The following is a 19,187-nucleotide window of genomic DNA, read 5'->3' as shown; positions in this document are numbered from 1 at the left end:
TCTCAGCGTCCTTCAGTATCCGTCTCATCGTCCGATGGCGGTATGCCATGAAGATGGAGCGGACTGACAAGGTACCGCGACAGAGCAAAGCGGGTGAGCACGCCGATCACAGCCGCGACCGGAACCGCGATCAGAATGCCGAGAAAACCGAACAGCGCCCCGCCCGCCAGCAGGGCGAAAATCACCCAGACCGGATGCAGGCCAACCGCCTCTCCAACCAGATTGGGTGTCAGGAAATTGCCTTCAATAGCCTGCCCCGCGACGAAAACGGCGGCGACAATGGCGATGGGTGTCAGGGAATCGAACTGCATGGCGGCAAGGCCGATGCTGAGCAGGCCGCCAAAAATCGACCCTACGAAGGGCACGAAGGAAATCAGGCCGGAAAACAGCCCGATGATCACACCGAAATCGAGTCCCGCGAGCGTCAGCCCCACAGCATAGAAGCCGCCGAGAATGAGACAGACAGAGCCCTGCCCGCGCACGAAGGAAGCAAGTGTTTCATCGATGATCCGGGCCTGCTCCCTGATCGTCTTCGCCTGTGCACGCGGCAGCCAGCCATCCACCGCAGCCACGATACGATCCCAGTCCCGCAGCAGATAGAAGGCGACTATTGGCGTGATAACCAGAAGCGACAGAAGATTGGCCAGCGCCGCGCCACCGCTCAAAACCTGCCCGGCAACAGAAATCAGCCACTCGCCGGCCTTCGCCGCGATAGCGGAGAGATTGAGCTCCTCCGCACCACCATTGCCAAGCCAGGTTCTGGCCATGCCAACCACCGGATCGGCAAACGCGAGCAATCTTTCAAGATAACCAGGGAGCGTTTTAGCAAGCAAAACGGCCTGAGCCTGAACCAACGGCACAAGAAGAAGCATGACTCCCAGCCCGGCACAGAAGAAGCCGAGCAATACGACCGTGGTGCCCGCAGTACGGGACATTCGGAGCCGCTCGCAGCGGTCCACCAGGGGATCGAGAAAATACGCGATCGCCATGCCGGCCACGAATGGCACCAGGACCCCCTTCAGCACGTAAAGAGCGATAACAAGAGCGATCAGAAGCGCGCCCCAGAATGTCAGGCGTTCACGCTGTGTCATGACGCTCCCCGTTTCCGGCACGTTCTCGAGATGGAATTACTGAGGGCATCACTGCACCAGCGGCGGCAGGATGAGCGGCGCAACGCTGGCGGGCGGTGCAACGGGCTCCGCGTCCGGCAAGGGCGCGACGAGCGGCGCGGTAAGATATCGCTCCGGCAGCTCGATTCCCTCTTTGTAGAGCAACCAGCCGTTCTGTGTTTCCGTCAGGAGGAAATCCTTCTGCTTCAATGCCAGCGCGAGCTGGTTAGCGTCACCATTGATCCAGACATCGATCAGGGCTTCATTGCGTGAAATTCGCAATAATTCGCGTCGCGATACCGACGAGACCTGATCCAGCCCCTTGCGGACTTCCAGCCAATTTTCGAAAGAGGCAATCGGCACGATGACGGTGACCCGCGTCTCGAATCCAGGACTGATCAGGTTTTCCGACTTCCAGGCTTCCTGGATCTCCGACGTCGCTGTTCGTGCCGCGACCGACAGCAGATCCGCCTCAGGGTTGCCCGGATCGGGCGTCACGGTCCGCACCAGGGATTGGCCGTCCGCAATGCCGCCAACATAAGTCAGGTTGAGCTCGACGGCCTGCCCCGCGGATTCGATGGAAATCGGTCGGGCGTTCACGACTACCGCCTGCTCCGCGCCGTAGCGCGCGGCTATTGTCATGATCGCTTCGCGGTCCGCCAGAACGGCTTGAACCGCGGTGATATCGCGAATATCCGCAAGATCCCCATACGGCACCGCGATCGGCACCAGACCGCCTGCATTGGCCCGGTCGAGCCATGCTGCAAGCCATGGGCTTTCCTCATCCCAGAGCAGCGGCTTGCTGCCGTTATTATAGACCGGGAGGATCAGCACGGGTTGGGAGGCTACCTCGGCATAGGCGACACCAAGAGACGTGAAATATTGCCGCACTGCCACCGGATTGAAGCGGAAGTTCAGCGACCCGAGATAACGGACATCCGAGGTCCGTTCCCGTGCGACTTCATATCCGACCGTCAAACCGACAAGCAAATCGTCGGATAGTGGCGGCAGGCCCGCGGCCTGCGCCTTCGGCACCAGGCGATTGATCAGACGGCGCCATGCCTCGCGGCGGCCTTCCCCGATAGCCTGGGCCTGAGCCTGGGCTGCAGTAGCGGCCTGCGCGTCCACCGAAACGCCGCGCACCTCGAAAACTCGGCTCGCATCCGATTGTGCCCGGGCGATGTTCCCCGAGAATGTGGCGGCCAACAGCATGATTACAAACAACATAAGGCGGCAGGCAGCCGGAATGCCGACTGTCCGTTCTGTATCCCGCGCGCGGCTTCCAGCCCCAATACCCATCAGCACGTTCTTCCCTGAACTATGTTGCCGTCCGCCAAATACGCTTGCGGTCCCGGCCCCTGCGTCATACACCCTGATCCGGGCAGAACAATGGCACCGCGGACACTGCCCGCCCCTTATACCGGAAGGCTGAGGAGGAGACCATATCAGCTCCCGATAGACCCAACCGCCCCCTTACCTACAAGGAAGCGGGCGTTGACATTGATGCGGCGGACCAACTGATCGAATTCATCAAGCCTCTGACCAAGTCAACGGTCAGGCCTGGCGCCGATGGCGCTATTGGCGGCTTTGGTGGTGTTTTCGATCCGAAAGCCGCCGGGTTCAAAGACCCGGTCTTCGTTGCCGCGACAGATGGCGTCGGAACGAAACTCCGCCTTGCCATCGATACCGGAAACTATTCCGGCGTCGGTACCGATCTTGTCGCCATGTGTGTGAACGATCTGGTCGTGCAGGGCGCCGAGCCGCTGTTTTTCCTCGATTACTACGCCACCGGCAAGCTCGATGTCGAAGCGGCCCGCACGGTCGTTGCAGGGATCGCCGAAGGTTGCCGCCAGTCCGGAGCCGCCCTGATCGGCGGCGAGACGGCGGAAATGCCGGGCATGTATACGGACGGCGATTTCGATCTTGCCGGATTCGCCGTTGGCGCGGCGGAGCGCGAGAACCTGATTCTGGAGCCGCGCGCCGAAGCCGGCGATGTGATTCTCGGTCTAGCCGCCTCAGGCGTGCATTCGAACGGCTTCTCTCTGGTGCGCCGGATCGTCGACCGCTCCGGCCTCGGCTGGGGTGACGATGCTCCCTTCGCCAAAGGTCAGAGCCTCGGCGACGCGCTGCTGACGCCGACCCGGATCTATGTGAAGTCCTGTCTGGCAGCTCTCGCAAGCGGCGGCGTCACTGGCCTCGCCCATATCACGGGCGGCGGTCTGCTGGACAATCCGCCGCGTTCTTTCGCGAAGCATCTTGCTGCCGAGATCGATGTCGAAAGCTGGACGCTTCCGCCGGTCTTCAGATGGCTGGCAGAAACCGGCGGCGTACCAGCAGAAGAACTGGCCCGGACCTTCAACTGCGGCATCGGCATGACCCTGACCGTTTCGGCGGACCGGGCGGGTGCTGTAACCGAAATCCTGGCAGAGGCCGGCGAAACTGTCTTCCGGATCGGCAAACTGACCGATCGGGCAGGCGACGCACCGTCCGTCACACTGCAAGGGCTCCGGACCTGGCCCGCGTGAGCGAAGGCAAGCTCAGAGTCGGCGTTCTGGTATCGGGCAGCGGCAGCAATCTGCAGGCGCTGATCGACGCCTGCGCCGCCCCTGACCATCCAGCCGAAATCGTCACAGTGATCTCGAACCGTCCGGGCGTTCGTGCACTGGACCGGGCAAAGGCGGCAGGCATTCCAGCCGTTGTCTTCGATCACAAAAACTACGCGGACCGCACCAGTTTCGATGCGGACATGCAGAAAGCACTCGACGCGGCTGGCGTGGAATTCATCTGTCTTGCCGGCTTCATGCGGCTTCTGACGACCGCGTTCGTCGAGCATTGGAGCGGACGGATGATCAACATCCACCCGTCCCTGCTGCCGTCCTTCAAAGGGCTTAACGTCCAACAGAGGGCTATCGACGCAGGCGCGCGGTTCGCCGGATGTACGGTGCATTTCGTCACACCGGAAATGGATGTCGGCCCAATCATTCAGCAGGCAGTGGTGCCGATTCACCAGGACGATACCGGTGATACGCTGGCCGCTCGCATTCTGGTGCAGGAACACCGGATCTATCCCGCTTGCCTTAAATGGGTGGCGGAAGGCCGGGTGCGCATCGAGGGCGAGCGGGTGTTCCTCGACGGGGCCAATTACCCTGATGCCGCCCTGCATAACCCCTCATCTGAACCAATCGGCTGACGATAGAGGCTTGGCGCCTAGGGCCCGCTGAATTATACAGTTTGCAGAGTTACGAACCGGGTTCAGCCCGGCATGACATTTCTACGGAGGCGATATGGCTGCGAGCAACGGATCCACGGACAGCAATTATCCGGAATACAAGAATAATTACGAGTGGTTCATCGGCATGCTGAAATGGTCGACCGTGAGTGTCATCATTCTGCTGATCCTGATGGCCATCTTCCTGGTCTGACCGGCAACAGGTCAAACCAGCCGCAAGGCGGAATCAAAAAGGGCCGGTCAACTGACCGGCCCTTTTTCTATTCGGCAGCAATAATTCAGCCGACGATTTCGTTGCCGCTGAAGAACTGGGCGATCTCGATCACGGCGGTTTCCTCGGCATCGGAACCGTGCACGGTGTTCTCACCGATGGACTTGGCATAGGCCTTCCGGATGGTGCCTTCGGCTGCTTCGGCCGGGTTGGTGGCGCCCATCACGTCGCGATAGGTCGCGATGGCGTTTTCGCCTTCCAGAACCTGCACGACGACCGGAGCGGAGATCATGAATTCGACGAGTTCGCCGAAGAACGGACGCGCGCTGTGCACGGCATAGAAGGTTTCGGCCTGCTTCTGGGTCATCTGGATGCGCTTCTGCGCGACAATGCGCAGGCCCGCTTCTTCGATCATTTTGTTGACGCCGCCGGTCAGATTCCGCTCGGTTGCGTCCGGCTTGAGGATGGAGAAAGTGCGCTGAATGGCCATCGTGTCTCTCTTCTGGTTCTGCTGGACGGCCGGAGCCATCCGCGAAATACGATTGAAAAAGCTAGGCGGGCGCAAAAGCGCCCGGCGCGCGCCTTATAGCGGTGCGGACGGAACGGGGCAAGCCACGCGATGACCTGCCCCGCCCCGAATTTTTCCCTGAATACCCGGTCAGGCGCGGCGTTTCGCCACCGCCGCCTCGATCCGCTCCAGCGCATCGGTGAGGATGGAGCGCGGGCAAGCGATATTGATGCGCTCGAAACCCTCGCCCTCGGTGCCAAAGACATAGCCCTCGTCGAACAGGACTTTCGCCTCTTCATGCATCAGGGCTTCAAGCTCCAGCTTGTCGAGACCAAGTCCCCGGCAGTCGAGCCAGACCAGATAGGTCCCTTCCGGGTGGATCACTTTGATTTCCGGAATCCGCTCGGCAATGAAGCTTTCGAGATAATTGGCGTTTTCACTCAGGTAATCGAGCACCTGGGCCAGCCACTCCTCGCCGTCGTTGTAGGCAGCCATGGTGGCGACAAGGCCGAAGCTGTTCATGCCGCCGATGCCGGAGGCAGCAATTTCCTTGTTCAGCGCCTTTCGGTAAGTCTCATTCGAGACGATCATGTTGGACGTGTGCAGACCCGCCAGATTGAAGGTCTTCGACGGAGCTGTGCAGACAACCGCATTGTCCATCATGTCCGCGCCGAGCTTTCCGAACGGCACGAAGGTGGAGCCGTTCAACATCAGGTCGCCATGGATCTCGTCGGCAATGACGACGACACCGTTCTTCTTGCAGATCTCGCCAAACCGCTTCAGTTCGTCCTCGGTCCAGACCCGGCCGACCGGGTTGTGCGGGCTGCAGAAGACGCAAAGCTTCACTTTGGGGTCGGCCGTCTTGGCTTCGAGATCGTCGAAATCCATCCGGTAGACGCCGTTTTCCATCACCAGTGAGTTGGAAACGACTTCGCGGTCGTTATTCTCGATCGCGTAGGTGAAGGGATAATAGACTGGGCGCTGGATCAGCACCTTGTCGCCCGGTTCGGTCAGGGCCCGGATCAGCAAGTTGAGCGCAGGCACCACACCCGGCGTGTTAACGATCCATTCGGGATCGATCTTCCAGCCATGGCGACGTTCCATCCAGCCAGTAATCGCTTCGTTATAGTCCGGCGTGCGGACCACATAGCCGAAGATCGGATGGTCGATCCGGGCCCGCATGGCGTCACGGATCGGCTCGGCAATCTGGAAATCCATGTCGGCGACCCACATCGGCAAGGTCCGCTCGGCGCCAAGATCAGGGTCCGTGCCCTCCCACAGCTCCCGCTTGTCGCCGCGCCAATAAATCTGCCACTTGACGGAATTCGTCCCGGTCCGCCGGATCTCCTGATCGAAATCGTATTTCACCTGTTACTCCAGGGCTCGCTTATTTCATCCATGACCGGGCTCAGCCGGCCTTCTCCCAACCGCCGCTTTCGGTTTGCCGCCAGTAGGCAAGCGTATGACCGGCAGCCTTGTAATCCTTCCAGCGGGCCCGTGCCGTCTTCACCGCCTCGTCGTTGCGGCCGTCGAACAACTCGAACACGCGCTCGTAATCGCTCACATGCTCCGAGGTCGCGCCATCCGTCAGAAACAGAAAGCGCGCCTCGTTCGGGTTTTCGTCCGTAATCGTCAGCCAGATCGGCTGCAATTCCGCGTTCCCGTCCTTTTCGCTGCCATGGGGCAGCCAGCTATCCTGATCGAACGCCCAGAGATGGGCATTGAGGTCGGCGACGCGCTCCTCGCTCGACGCCATCACGACGACGCGGGCCTCCGCCTGAAGCGACTTTTCAAGAAGCTTCGGCAGAGCCCATTCCAAGGGGCGCGCCGTCAGATGGTAGAAGTTGATGTCTGTCATCACAATGAGCGCCGTGCCGGTCAGGCTTCGTAATTCGCCTGCACCAGCTCATTGAGCAATCGCACGCCCCAGCCGGTTCCGCCTTTCGGCACCGTCGAGGACGCCTTGGAGGACCAAGCCATGCCGGCGATGTCCATATGGACCCACGGCAGGTCGTTGACGAACCGCTCAAGGAAGCAGGCGGCGGTGATGCTGCCACCCCAGCGCGCGCCGGCGTTCTTCATGTCAGCAATGTCGCTGTCCATCATCTTGTTGTATTCCTCGCCGAGCGGCATCCGCCAGATCTTCTCGCCAGCGGTTTTCGAGGCGGCCTCAAGCTTGCCGGCAAGCTCGTCATTGTTTGCGAAGAAGCCGCAATTAACCTGACCGAGAGCGACCATCATGGCGCCGGTCAGGGTAGCGAGATCGAGCATGAATTGCGGTTTGAAGCGGTCTTGCGTGTACCAGAGTGCATCAGCCAGAACGAGTCGGCCCTCCGCATCGGTATTGATGATCTCGATGGTCTGACCGGACATGGACGTAACGACGTCGCCCGGCCGCTGGGCATTCCCGTCCGGCATGTTCTCGACCAGGCCTACAACGCCGATCACGTTGGCTTTCGCCTTACGACCGGCCAGCGCCTTCATCAGGCCGACCACGGTTGCGGAGCCGCCCATGTCCCACTTCATGTCTTCCATGCCGCCCGCCGGCTTCAGGGAAATACCGCCGGTGTCAAAGCAGACACCCTTGCCGACAAAGGCAATCGGCTGCTGCTTCTTCGGGCCACCGTCCCAGCGCATGATGACCATCCGGCTCTCGCGCTCGGAGCCCTGGCCGACACCGAGCAGAGCGCCCATGCCGAGCTTGCTCATCTGCTTTTCGTCCAGCACCTCGATCTTCACGCCGAGCTCTGACAGCTCCTCTACACGCTTGGTGTAGGAAGTCGGGTAGAGCACGTTCGCCGGCTCGCTGACCAGATCGCGAGCCATGAAGACACCGTCCGCAACGGCATGCAGCCCGGCAAAGGCTTTCTTTGCCGCCGTCGCTTCATCGGTCAGAACCGTCAGCTTTTGCAGGACAGGCAGGTCTTCCTTCTTCTGCTTGGTCTTGTACTTGTCGAAACGGTAAGTGCGCAGCAGGCCGCCAAACGCCAGTCGGGCAGCCCGGGCGGCCGCGCCTTCGTCTGCCGTGCCATCCGCAGCATGCGGCTCGAACAACACAGCCGCTTCCTTGTCGCCCGTATCGAGCAGAGCGCCCACAATGGAGCCGCCGGCATTCTCGGCCCAAAGCTCGTCGATCTTGCTGCCGTCACCGAGGCCATACAGAAGCACCGTGCCCGTCGCACCGAACACGGAGAGGGTCTGGTTCGACTTGCCGCTGAACTTGCCGGCCTTCATTGCCCGCGACAGCAGGCCGCCGAGTTGCTCGTCCAGTTCGGCGCCAAGCGGCAGCAGGACATTGTCTTCCATCACTCCGACAACGACCGCGCCCTTGGTCGGCAAGGCCAACTTCTGAAACCCTATTTTCATTCCGATTCTCCCTCTGAGCAAAGGTTCGCGCCGATCAGGCGCATGCGTGCCTGGTGTGCCGACCGGAAGACTTCCGCAGGCGCTGTGTCGCCGGGTAGCCCTGCATGCGCGGGTAACGAACCTGTGCTGCTCGCATCCTGATTAAGTTCGTGATTGGAAACACTTGAAACATCGCTATCATGCGCTCTTCGAAGCGGGTTGCGCAAGAACCCGCCTGGGCACGACCAGCCAAACGGGATCATGAGGATCGACCGCTACGTCATTCGCCAGATAGTGGCCGCGATGATCATTGTTGTGGTCTCGCTGACCTGTGTCATCTGGCTGAGCCAGTCCCTGCGTTTCATCGACATGATCGTGAACCGGGGCCTACCGCTCGCGACATTCATCTACTTCACTGTTCTGCTGATGCCGACTTGGCTATCGCTGGTGCTGCCCATTGCCTGTTTCGCCGCGACGATGTTCGTCTATAGCCGGATGGCAAGCGATCGCGAACTGGTCGTGCTCACCGCGTCCGGCCTCGGGCCGCTGGGGCTTGCCCGCCCGGCCATAATCGTTTCCATCATTGTTACTCTGCTCGGCTATCTGCTGAGCCTGTACCTGGTCCCGGTCTCTTACCGCGGCTTCAAGGAGCTGCAGTTCCAGATCCGGCACAATTACACCAACGTGTTGCTGCGCGAGGGTGTCTTCAATTCTATCAGCGACGACGTGACGGTTTTCGTGCGCGCCCGCCAACCGGACGGGGAGCTTGCCGGGATTATCGTCCAGGATGATCGTGACGAGAGCGAGTCGGTCACCCTGCTGGCCGAACGAGGGGCGCTGATTCTCGATGGCAATGATCCGAAAGTCCTGATGGTGAACGGCAACCGGCAGGCACGCGAAAATGCGACCGGGCGTATCAATATTCTCTATTTCGATCGCTACACTGTCGATCTTGGCGGCCTGGGCGAAGTGGGCCAGCGTACGGCGCGCGACCAAAACGAGCTTTTCGTCGACGAGTTGCTCAACCCGACGGAGCAAATCACCCAGCCCCGCAATTTCCTCAAATACAAGGCCGAGGGGCATAGCCGCCTGGTCACGCCGCTGCTCGGCCTCGCCCTGCCATTGATTGGGCTGGTCGTCATTCTAAAGGGGGAATTCTCCCGCCGGGGCCAGAGCCGCCGCCTGATTGTCGCGGTCGTTCTGGTCGGCCTGGTGCAGGCGGCAGTTCTCGGCTCGAAATACGCGGCGGCCAAGGAGTTCGGATTGCTGCCGCTGATGTATGGCAGCGCAATCGCACCAATACTGATCTGCCTGATCATTCTGGCCCGTCAGAAGCTGCGCCGGCCACGCTCTCCGTCCGCACCGGTCGAAGGGTCGCCCGCATGAAATTGTCGGGGACGCTCTCATTTTATTTCGGCAAGCAGTTCCTGTTCTGGGTGCTCGGCACTTTCTTCGCGATCATGGGGATTGTTTATCTGCTCGATGCCATCGAGTTGCTGCGACGGGGTTCTGACAAAGAACTCGCAACCCTGACCCTGATGCTGCAAATGGCGGCACTGAAAGCCCCCCAGATGGGGCAGACCATCCTGCCATTTGCCACCCTGTTCGGCGCCATGCTGGCCTTTACCCGGATGACGCGTTCGAACGAACTTGTGGTGGCCCGCGCGGCAGGGGTTTCAGTCTGGCAGTTCCTGCTGCCAGCCCTGATGATTGCGTTCCTGATCGGGGTCTTCAAGATCACCGTCTTCAATCCGGTTGCCTCCGTGATGACGGCCAAATACGAAGCGCTCGAGAACAAGATCCTGCGGGATAAGGGAAACTTCATGGCGCTGACAGATGGTGGTCTGTGGCTCCGGGAGCAGACCAGTACCGGCCATTTCGTCCTGCATGCCACTGGCGTGGCGGCCGACGGCGCCAGCCTGTCCGGCCTGACCGTGCTGTTCTTCGAGGGAGAAGACAACTTCGACGCCAGGGTCGACGCCGCAGAAGCAACATTGAAATCCGGCTTCTGGCAGATGAATAACGTCATCCTGACCACCAAGAACGCCATTCCGGAAACCCGCTCTGTTTATCGCCTTCCAACGGCACTCACGCTCGAAAACATCCAGGACAGCTTTTCTCCACCGGAGACCATGTCGTTCTGGGAGCTGCCTAAATTCATCTCTATTCTGGAGAGCGCAGGCTTTTCCGCGGTCCGGCACAGGCTCTACTGGCATGCTTTGCTCGCTTCGCCGCTGCTGCTTTGCGCGATGGTCCTGATAGCAGCCACCTTCTCGCTTCGCCTGACCCGGCGCGGCGGGACCATGGTCTGGGTCAGCGCCGGCCTGTTCACCGGATTTTTTCTTTATTTCGCATCCGACCTGGTTTTCGCTCTGGGATTGTCCGCCCGGATTCCGGAAGTGCTTGCCGCCTGGACACCGGCGACCGTGACCGCGCTGCTCGGCTGCGCCAGTCTGCTTCACCTTGAGGATGGTTAATCCATGATCCTGGGCCTTCATTTCTGGAACCGGACACGCCGCCATCTCGAGACAATCTGCTGCCATGTCCTGGTCGCCGCTGTCTGCTTTAGTGTGCAGGCCACCCAGTCCAGACCTGCAAGCGCCCAGGAGAGCGCCATCGGCGATGCGCCGGTGCTGATGGTCGCCGACGAGCTGGTGCACGACGAAACCCTTGGCACCATCACCGCTCGCGGCAATGTGGAACTCTCGCAGAACGACCGCGTTCTGCTGGCCGACAGCGTCACCTACAATCAGCGCGAAGATACCGTGATCGCCAGCGGCAATATCTCCCTGCTGGAGCCGACGGGAGAGGTCATCTTCAGCGATTATGCGGAATTGCAAAACGAGTTGAAGACCGGCGTCATCGACAATATTCGGCTCCGCCTGACGGACGGTTCTCGTTTTGCCGCGAACCGGGGAACGCGCACCGCCGATCAGCGCAAGATCTTGTCACGCGCCGTCTTCACACCTTGCGAGAGCTGCAAGGAAGACGCGTCACGGCCGCCACTCTGGCAGATCAAGGCCCGGAAGATCGTGCATGACGAGGTCGCCAAGGACATCATTTACAACGATGCGACCCTTGAGATGTTCGGCGTCCCGGTGCTCTACACCCCCTATCTGGCGCATCCGGACCCGACGGTGGATCGGCGCAGCGGTTTCCTTGCGCCTCTGATCGGTACCTCGGACGAACTCGGCTTCATCTATGGCCAGCCCTACTATCAGGTGATTGACGAGTCCAAAGACCTGGAGCTCATGCCTATCGTCTATTCCGAAGACGGCGGCATACTGAAGGCCAGATACCGGCAAAGGTTCGCCGATGGGCTCATCGATTTTCAGGGCACGGCAGGGCTGCTTGATCAGCGCGACAACAATATAGAAACCGGCGAGCAGGATCCCGAAGGCAGCGTGGATCTTGAGGGGCGCTTCGATTTCGACCCGACATGGCGCGGCGGCTTCGACCTGGAGCAATCCAGCGGCCGTACATACCTGCGCCGCTATCGCCTCGACAGCCGTGAGGTCCTGACCTCCCGGGCGTACGCCGAAGGCTTCAGGGGCCGCAATTACACCTCCGTTCAAGCGTTGAAATTTCAGGGCCTCAACCCGGGTGATTCCAGAGACAAGTCCCCGACGGTCGCGCCGCTTTTCGAGTATAGTTTTGTCGGCGAACCGGATCCGGCAGGTGGACGTTTCCAACTGGATGCAACCGCCATGTCGCTGACCCGGGAGACCGGCGCGGACAGCAGAAAGATAGCCATACGCAGCGGCTGGTCCCTGCCCTATATCGCTCCGGCCGGGGACATTTACACCCTGACCGCGACACTCGACAGCGACTTCTACCAGACCGACGACCTTGCGAACGGCGAGGGTGGAGACACCGGGCGGCTGTTCCCCCAGGTCGGGATGAACTGGCGCTATCCGCTGGCCAAGGCTGGAGAAAACTACCACCAGACCGTCGAGCCGATCGTCAATCTCGTGCTTTCCCCCAACGGCGGAAATCCGGACGCGATCTCCAATGAGGACAGTCAGTCCTTCCTGTTCGATGACACCAACCTGTTTCGCATGAACCGGTTCACCGGAAGCGATAGGGTGACGAGTGGCAGCCGCGTCGACTATGGTTTCAAAACGGGCGTCTATGGCAATGGAGGCGGCTCCTCCAGCTTGCTTTTCGGCCAGAGTTACCAGTTCTTCGGGGATGGCCCGTTCGAGGCCGGATCAGGCCTTGACGACGATCTCTCGGACTATGTCGGCCGGGTGCATATCAGTCCGAGCCAAGATCTCGACTTCCTGTTGCGGTTCCGGCTCGACAAGGATGACTTCACCCCGCGTCGCAGCGAGATCGGCATGCGTTATCAGCATCCCCGCTTCTCGATCAACGCTGACTATGTGCTCCTCGACGACGAAACCAATCCCGATGATATTGCGGGTGAGACCAATTTCCTGAAACGGGAACAGCTCGATATCTCCGGCTCCTTGAAACTAAGCGAGTTTTGGAGCGCGAACGGACGGATCGTGCAGGACTTCTCAGATGGTGCCAACCGCACCCTGATCGCATCTTCCGGGCTGGTTTATGCCGATGAGTGCTTCACATTCGGCCTTGTCTATGAAAGAAGCGAACTGGAAGACGACGATATCGAACCGGAACAAACCGTCATGTTGCGAATTGCCTTCAAACATCTCGGCGGCTTCTCCAGCAACTAACGCATACAAACCACGGGTACACATCGAACCAAAATGGCGAGATCTGGGTTGAGTTTCATGAAGTGGCATTTTCCGACTCTGTTGCGGATCGCCGTCACGGCATTTGTTCTGACAGCTGGTGCATCTTGCCTGGGCGGCACGAAAGTCCTGGCGCAGGACGCGCTAAGGATTGCCGCCATTGTCAATGACGACATCATTTCGGTCCGGGATCTCGACGCGCGTGTTCGGATGGTCATCACCGTTTCGAACCTGCCGCGCAACGCCCAAACCTTTCAACGCATCTGGCCACAAGTCCTGCGCAGTCTGATTGACGAGAAGCTGAAGCTTCAGGAAGCCAAGCGGCTCTCAATCGATGTCAGCTCCGACGAACTGGAGCGCGCGAAGCGGGCAATGGAGCAGCGCAACAAGATGGCGCCGGGATCGTTCGACCGCTCTCTTCGGAGTCAGGGCATCCAGAGCGAGACGGTGCTGGACCAGATGCGAGCCGACATCGCCTGGGTGAAACTGGTGCGCCGGCGGTTCCAAAGCACCGTCGAAGTCACGACCGACGAAATCGACGATGCACTGAACCGGTTGGAGCGGAACAGGGGCGAGCCCCAGTTCCGGATCCGTGAAATTGTCCTCGATTCAAACGATCCCTCCGTAAATGACGAGGAAGTCGCCGAGCGGCTGGTCAATCAGTTGCGGTCCGGGGCCGAGTTCGATGCGATTGCGCGTGAATTCTCCCAGGGCGCAACGGCGGCTACCGGTGGCGATATCGGCTGGACCACCAGAGAACAGCTCGGTGACGAGGTTGGAGCTGCTGTGGATGACTTACAGCCCGGCGAGATCAGCGATCCGATCAAGACGATATTCGGCTACCAGATTATCCAGCTGGAAGAACGACGGATCCTGAGCGCCCCCAACCCGGCAAAGGCCAAGGTCACCCTAAAGCAGGTTTTCGTTCCAGTGCCGCCCAGTTCCTCTCCGGAAGCAGAAGCCAGCCAGAAGAGCATTGCGACAGCCGTGTCCGAAACCGCGCAAAACTGCGAAGATATGGACCTGCTCGCGGCCGAGCTGAATTCGCCGGCGGGAACCGATCTTGGAACACTGGAAATCGGTGAATTGTCCGCGCAGCTTCGGGAGGCCGTGATCGACCTCAAGGTTGGCGAGCTCTCCGAGCCGGTGCGCCTGCCGTCCGGTTTCAGCACCATCATGGTCTGCGCCCGCGAGGAGCCGGAGAGCGATCTGCCCGGCCGAGACGAAATTGCGAACCAATTGAGGGCCATCAAGTTCGAGACCTTTGCGCAGCGCTATCTGCGTGACATCCGCCGGGACGCATTCATCGATACCCGCGTCTAGGCCGGGACCATGACAACCAGATCCAGTCTCTCCGACATCCCTCCTCTCGCGGTCACTCCGGGAGAGCCGGCGGGCGCCGGTGCGGAGATCACCATCAAAGCCTGGTCTTCGGCCCGCACGCGCCTCTCCCCTTTCTTCCTGCTGGATGATCCGGAGCGGCTGGAGAGGCTTGCACGACTGATCGGTGCGGATGTCCCTGTCAGGGTCATAGACAAGCCAGAGGACGCGGCCGACGTCTTCGAACGGGCTCTCCCGGTTCTGCCCATCACGTTCTCGACGCCCCCGGCTCCCGGCAAGCTCGACCCGGCAAATAGCGGCGCGGTCATCGAGGCGATAGAACGCGCCGTCCAATTCACCCGCGACGGACAATCCTCCGGCGTGGTGACCAATCCGATCCAGAAAAGCGTGCTATACGAGGCAGGCTTCAAGTATCCCGGTCACACCGAGTTTCTGGCTGCACTTGCCGGCCCGGACATCACACCTGTGATGATGCTGGCAGCGCCTGCGATACGCGTTGTTCCGGTTACCATCCACATCCCGCTGAAGCAGGTCCCGGAGGCTCTCACAATCGAGATGATCGTCACCAAGGCCCGGATTACAGCCGAAGCTCTGAAGCGGGACTTCGGCTGCAAAGCTCCGCGATTGGCGATCGCCGGACTTAACCCTCATGCCGGAGAGGATGGCACCATCGGAACCGAGGACCGGGACATCGTCGCACCAGCGGTAGAATCCCTGAGAGCCGACGGCATCTCTGCCTTCGGCCCCTTGTCCGCCGACACCATGTTCCATGCCGAGGCGCGCGCGAGCTACGACGCGGCAATCTGCATGTATCATGACCAGGCATTGATCCCGATCAAGACCCTCGATTTCTGGGGCGGCGTGAATGTGACGCTCGGCCTGCCTTTCATCCGCACATCGCCGGACCACGGCACTGCGCTGGAGCTGGCCGGCACGGGACGCGCCCACGCGGACAGTATGATCGCCGCGCTGACCATGGCGGGCGATATGGCGCGCACCAGGGCGAAGCATCATGACTGATCCGATCATCGCCGCCGTCGAGGCCCTGCCCCCGCTACGCGACATCATCGCGCGCTTCCAGCTTTCGGCCCGTAAATCTCTCGGCCAGAATTTCCTCTTCGATCTCAACCTGACCCGGCGCATCGCCCGCGCGGCCGGCAATCTTGCCGAAGGCACCTGCATCGAAATCGGTCCGGGGCCGGGCGGCCTGACCCGGGCGCTGTTGCTGGAAGGCGCCCGCAAGGTTATCGCCATCGAGCGGGACCGCCGCTCCATCGAAGCCCTGCAGGATCTTGTCCATGCCGCTGACGGCCGTCTGGAGGTCATCGAAGCGGACGCGATGGACATCGATCTCACGACTCTGGGAGACGCCCCGCGACGGGTTATTGCGAACCTGCCCTACAATGTCGGCACACCGATGCTGCTGAGCTGGTTGAAGCGAGCCGAAGCTTTCGAAAGCTTTACCCTGATGTTCCAGAAAGAAGTGGCGGAACGAATCTCGGCATCACCGTCCACATCGCAATACGGACGGCTCAGTATAGCCGCACAATGGCGGGCAGAGGTCTTCCCGCTGTTCGACATCCCACCGCGTGCCTTCACGCCCGCGCCGAAAATCATTTCTCAGGTCGTCCGGCTTAAACCGCGTCCGAAGCCGCTGGCCGAAGCGGACCCGGACCTGCTCGAACAGATCACTGCCGACGCATTCTCTCAGCGCCGTAAAATGCTGCGAGCATCCCTGAGAAGCTATGGCGGCACGGAATTCCTGGAAGCCATCGGAATTGACCCGACAGCACGCCCGGAAACACTGACCGTCGAGGAATTCTGCGCCCTTGCCCGTGCGGTCGCCGCGCAGCGCTAAAATCCCTCATTCGGAAACAAAAACGGGGCGCCCGACAGGCGCCCCGTTTTCTTTTGATCTCGATTGCCGTCTTAGGACGGAATCAGACGGTTCCACCAGCCACGGCGCGTCTTGCCCTCTTTGGCTGGACTGTCGGCATCGGCGGTCGTACCGCTATCGGCAGGCGCTTTTTTCGGCTCTGACGGAGCAGCTTCAGCGATCTTGTCAGCTCCGTTCCCGGAAGAAACTTCGGCAGCGGCCGGGGCCTCTTTCACCGGAGCCGCATCTGCTTTCGGCGCCTCGTCAACAGCCGTGACCTTCTTGGCTCGGCTACGGCGACGCGGTTTCGCAGGCTTTTCTTCGACCTTCTCTGCCTTCTCGTCGCTTTCGGCTGCGGGAGCGGCTTCGTTATCAGCGGCCTTCTTGCGCCGGACACGCGGCTTGCGCTTGGGCTTTTCTTCCTCCGCGGCCGGAGCGTCAACACTGGCAGCGGCCTCAACCGGTGCGGTTTCCGATGAAACGTCCTGGACTTTGGCCGGAGTCTCCGTCACCTCAGGAGCGGCAACATCAGCTTGTCCATTCTGATCGGCAGACGCAGCCTGACTATCCTGGCCTTCGGATGCATCCTCGCCGGTCTGCTCGCCTTCGCCATTCTCGTTCGCTGCAGCGCCTTCTTCACCATTTCCACGACGCGACCTGCGGCGACCACCGCGCTTGCCGCGACGGCGGCGCTTCTTGTTACCATCCTCATCGTCACCGGACGCAGCTTCTCCTTCGGCCGCAGCGGGAGCAGAACTTTCGTCGCCCTCTTCCGCCGCCTCCTCGGAGACGCTCTCACCCTGGTCCTGCTGCTCGGCAGCGCGTTTTTCACCACCACGGCGACGGCGACGGCGGGACCGCTTGGGACGACGCTCCTCGTCACGCTCTTCCGTATCGCCTTCAACCTCGGCATCGGCCTCAATTTCGACCTCTTCATCATCTTCCTCGACGTGCGGGGCGATAATTGGTGCCGCGAGATCGATCCGGTCACTGGCCGATTTCGGCAGCAAACGCTCGATGCGCATATCCGGCGTCACAAGGCTGTCGTCGGCTTCGAGGAACACCAGGAAACCGTATCGTTCCTCGATAGTCGCCAGCGCTTCACGCTTCTTGTTCAGGATGTAGAAGCCGACCTCGGAAGGCACGAAGACCGAAATCTCGCTTGCCTTCTGCTTGATTCCTTCTTCCTCAATTGCGCGCAGCACATGCAGGGCCGTCGAGTCCGTAGAACGGACGCGGCCGCTGCCGGCGCATTGCACGCAGACCTGGGTCGAGGCTTCGAAGACACTTGGGCGCAGCCGCTGACGCGACAGTTCCATCAGGCCAAAATGGCTGATCCGGCCGAGCTGGATACGCGCCCGGTCGTTCTTCATCGCATCCTTCATGCGCCGTTCGACGGCATGCTGGTTGCGCGGCTCGTCCATGTCGATGAAATCGATGACAACAAGACCGGCCATGTCGCGCAGCCGAAGCTGGCGCGCGACTTCGTCCGCCGCCTCGAGGTTCGTCTTCAGCGCGGTTTCCTCGATGTTCCTCTCGCGCGTGGCGCGGCCGGAGTTCACATCGACAGCGACCAGCGCTTCGGTCTGGCTCATCACCAGGTACCCGCCGGATTTCAGCTGAACGACGGGATTATGGATCGCGTCGAGCTGGCCTTCGATCTGATAGCGGTGGAACAGCGGAACAGTCTGTTCCTTGTAAGGCTGCACGCGCTTGGCATGACTAGGCACCAAGGTACGCATGAAGTCCTTGGCAATCCTGTAGCCATCCTCGCCCTCGACCAGAACCTGGTCGATATCACGGGTGTAGAGATCCCGGATTGAGCGCTTGATCAGGTTGGCTTCCTCGTAAATCAGACACGGTGCCGAGGAGGTCAGTGTCTTCTCACGGATCTGGTCCCAGAGCCGGAGCAGATACTCATAGTCGCGTTTGATCTCGGTCTTGGTCCGCTGACTGCCGGCCGTGCGGACGATCACCGCCATGCCTTCGGGCAATTCCAGCCCCTCGACAATCTGCTTCAAACGCTTGCGATCCGCGATATTGGTAATCTTGCGGGACACTCCACCACCGCGCGCCGTGTTCGGCATCAGCACGCAATAGCGGCCAGCCAGAGACAGGTACGTGGTGAGCGCCGCGCCTTTATTACCGCGCTCTTCCTTGACCACCTGCACCAGCATGATCTGGCGCCGGGTAATGACTTCCTGGATCTTGTATCGGCGGCTGATATTTTTCCGCGGACGGACATCATCGTCGTCACCGTCCGTATCGTCGCCGCCAATGCTTTCCGGCGGCGGGGCGGGCGGACCGTCCTCGTCTTCGTCTCCGGCAGTGTGACTGGCCCGGGCCTCTGCCCGCTCTTCGGGAGTTGGCGCGGGAGCGTCATCTCCAGCTGCGGCAGCAGCGACCGCGTCCTCCGCCCGCTCTTCGGCGAGCAGGGCTTCGCGATCCTCGACCGGGATCCGGTAATAGTCGGGATGAATTTCGCTGAAGGCGAGGAAGCCGTGACGGTTCCCTCCATATTCAACGAAAGCGGCCTGCAGGGACGGCTCAACCCGGGTTACCCGGGCGAGATATATGTTTCCCTTAAGCTGCTTGCGAGATTCTGTCTCGAAGTCGAAATCTTCGACACGATTGCCACTCAGAAGGACCACTCGGGTCTCTTCCGCCTGTGTGGCGTCGATCAGCATGCTTTTTGACATTAAAAGTAGACTCCTGGGCCACGCGTGTCGCGCGCCGTACGTCGGGATTCATTCTTCCGATGCGTACAGGCGCCGCGTCCGCGGGCATGTTCTCTGAGAGCAAAACGGGGGCAGGAGCGCAATGGCCACCAACGCCGCGTTTCCGTTCGATAGC

At 60.7% G+C, this 19,187-nt stretch carries 16 protein-coding genes; 9 read left to right on the top strand and 7 right to left on the bottom strand.

The window, feature by feature from the left end; translation table 11 throughout:
- Nucleotides 1-2: 2 nt before the first annotated feature.
- Both K328_RS0119635 and K328_RS0119630 read right to left on the bottom strand, forming a co-directional pair.
- The gene (locus tag K328_RS0119635) at nucleotides 3-1,091 is read right to left on the bottom strand and encodes an AI-2E family transporter (protein WP_028467431.1); all 1,089 of its coding nucleotides are present in this window, start codon (nucleotides 1,089-1,091) and stop codon (nucleotides 3-5) included.
- A 48-nt stretch (nucleotides 1,092-1,139) separates the two neighbouring features.
- Nucleotides 1,140-2,408 carry a DUF2066 domain-containing protein gene (locus K328_RS0119630; RefSeq protein WP_028467430.1) on the bottom strand — a complete coding sequence of 423 codons (1,269 nt, stop codon included), beginning with the start codon at nucleotides 2,406-2,408 and terminating at the stop codon, nucleotides 1,140-1,142.
- Between the two features lie 143 nt (nucleotides 2,409-2,551).
- On the opposite strand from K328_RS0119630, the gene purM reads away from it, so the two are divergent.
- From purM to K328_RS26485, 3 genes are all read left to right on the top strand, one after another.
- Entirely contained in the window at nucleotides 2,552-3,634 is a 1,083-nt protein-coding gene (gene purM, locus K328_RS0119625) for a phosphoribosylformylglycinamidine cyclo-ligase (protein ID WP_028467429.1), read from the top strand.
- A complete protein-coding gene (gene purN, locus K328_RS0119620) occupies nucleotides 3,631-4,299 on the top strand; it encodes a phosphoribosylglycinamide formyltransferase (protein WP_028467428.1) in 669 nt (222 codons plus the stop codon). Before purM ends, purN begins: the two co-directional genes overlap by 4 nt.
- A 94-nt stretch (nucleotides 4,300-4,393) precedes the next feature.
- Nucleotides 4,394-4,531 (top strand): aa3-type cytochrome c oxidase subunit IV, encoded by a 138-nt coding sequence (locus K328_RS26485; protein ID WP_084608429.1) that lies wholly within the window; start codon nucleotides 4,394-4,396, stop codon nucleotides 4,529-4,531.
- 85 nt (nucleotides 4,532-4,616) lie between these two features.
- On the opposite strand, the gene ndk is transcribed toward K328_RS26485, so the two are convergent.
- From ndk to K328_RS0119595, 4 genes are all read right to left on the bottom strand, one after another.
- On the bottom strand, nucleotides 4,617-5,039 hold the full coding sequence (gene ndk / locus K328_RS0119610; protein ID WP_028467427.1) for a nucleoside-diphosphate kinase: 423 nt from the start codon (nucleotides 5,037-5,039) through the stop codon (nucleotides 4,617-4,619).
- Nucleotides 5,040-5,207: 168 nt separating this feature from the next.
- Nucleotides 5,208-6,425 carry a MalY/PatB family protein gene (locus K328_RS0119605; RefSeq protein WP_028467426.1) on the bottom strand — a complete coding sequence of 406 codons (1,218 nt, stop codon included), beginning with the start codon at nucleotides 6,423-6,425 and terminating at the stop codon, nucleotides 5,208-5,210.
- A gap of 40 nt (nucleotides 6,426-6,465) precedes the next feature.
- Nucleotides 6,466-6,915 carry a DNA polymerase III subunit chi gene (locus K328_RS0119600; RefSeq protein ID WP_028467425.1) on the bottom strand — a complete coding sequence of 150 codons (450 nt, stop codon included), beginning with the start codon at nucleotides 6,913-6,915 and terminating at the stop codon, nucleotides 6,466-6,468.
- A 20-nt stretch (nucleotides 6,916-6,935) separates the two neighbouring features.
- Nucleotides 6,936-8,423 (bottom strand): leucyl aminopeptidase, encoded by a 1,488-nt coding sequence (locus K328_RS0119595; protein ID WP_028467424.1) that lies wholly within the window; start codon nucleotides 8,421-8,423, stop codon nucleotides 6,936-6,938.
- A 240-nt stretch (nucleotides 8,424-8,663) separates the two neighbouring features.
- Between K328_RS0119595 and lptF the strand changes: the two genes are divergently transcribed.
- The 6 genes from lptF to rsmA are packed head-to-tail and all read left to right on the top strand — an operon-like array spanning nucleotide 8,664 to nucleotide 16,316.
- A complete protein-coding gene (gene lptF, locus K328_RS0119590; protein WP_036554963.1) occupies nucleotides 8,664-9,788 on the top strand; it encodes an LPS export ABC transporter permease LptF in 1,125 nt (374 codons plus the stop codon).
- A complete protein-coding gene (gene lptG, locus K328_RS0119585) occupies nucleotides 9,785-10,879 on the top strand; it encodes an LPS export ABC transporter permease LptG (RefSeq protein ID WP_028467422.1) in 1,095 nt (364 codons plus the stop codon). Before lptF ends, lptG begins: the two co-directional genes overlap by 4 nt.
- 3 nt (nucleotides 10,880-10,882) lie before the next feature.
- Entirely contained in the window at nucleotides 10,883-13,099 is a 2,217-nt protein-coding gene (locus K328_RS0119580) for an LPS-assembly protein LptD (protein ID WP_051285191.1), read from the top strand.
- Between the two features lie 57 nt (nucleotides 13,100-13,156).
- Complete coding sequence (locus K328_RS0119575; RefSeq protein ID WP_028467420.1) at nucleotides 13,157-14,440, top strand: peptidylprolyl isomerase; 1,284 nt, start codon at nucleotides 13,157-13,159, stop codon at nucleotides 14,438-14,440.
- A 9-nt stretch (nucleotides 14,441-14,449) separates the two neighbouring features.
- Nucleotides 14,450-15,478, top strand: a complete 1,029-nt coding sequence (gene pdxA, locus K328_RS0119570) for a 4-hydroxythreonine-4-phosphate dehydrogenase PdxA (RefSeq protein ID WP_028467419.1) — start codon at nucleotides 14,450-14,452, stop codon at nucleotides 15,476-15,478.
- The gene (gene rsmA, locus K328_RS0119565; RefSeq protein ID WP_028467418.1) at nucleotides 15,471-16,316 is read left to right on the top strand and encodes a 16S rRNA (adenine(1518)-N(6)/adenine(1519)-N(6))-dimethyltransferase RsmA; all 846 of its coding nucleotides are present in this window, start codon (nucleotides 15,471-15,473) and stop codon (nucleotides 16,314-16,316) included. Before pdxA ends, rsmA begins: the two co-directional genes overlap by 8 nt.
- A 71-nt stretch (nucleotides 16,317-16,387) precedes the next feature.
- Here rsmA and K328_RS0119560 read toward each other — a convergent pair whose 3' ends face one another.
- Nucleotides 16,388-19,033, bottom strand: a complete 2,646-nt coding sequence (locus K328_RS0119560) for a ribonuclease E/G (protein WP_028467417.1) — start codon at nucleotides 19,031-19,033, stop codon at nucleotides 16,388-16,390.
- Nucleotides 19,034-19,187 lie beyond the last annotated feature (154 nt).

Origin of the sequence: Nisaea denitrificans DSM 18348 (assembly GCF_000426505.1) — a bacterium.
Classification (GTDB): domain Bacteria; phylum Pseudomonadota; class Alphaproteobacteria; order Thalassobaculales; family Thalassobaculaceae; genus Nisaea; species Nisaea denitrificans.
This window is presented reverse-complemented; position numbering and strand designations above follow the sequence as displayed.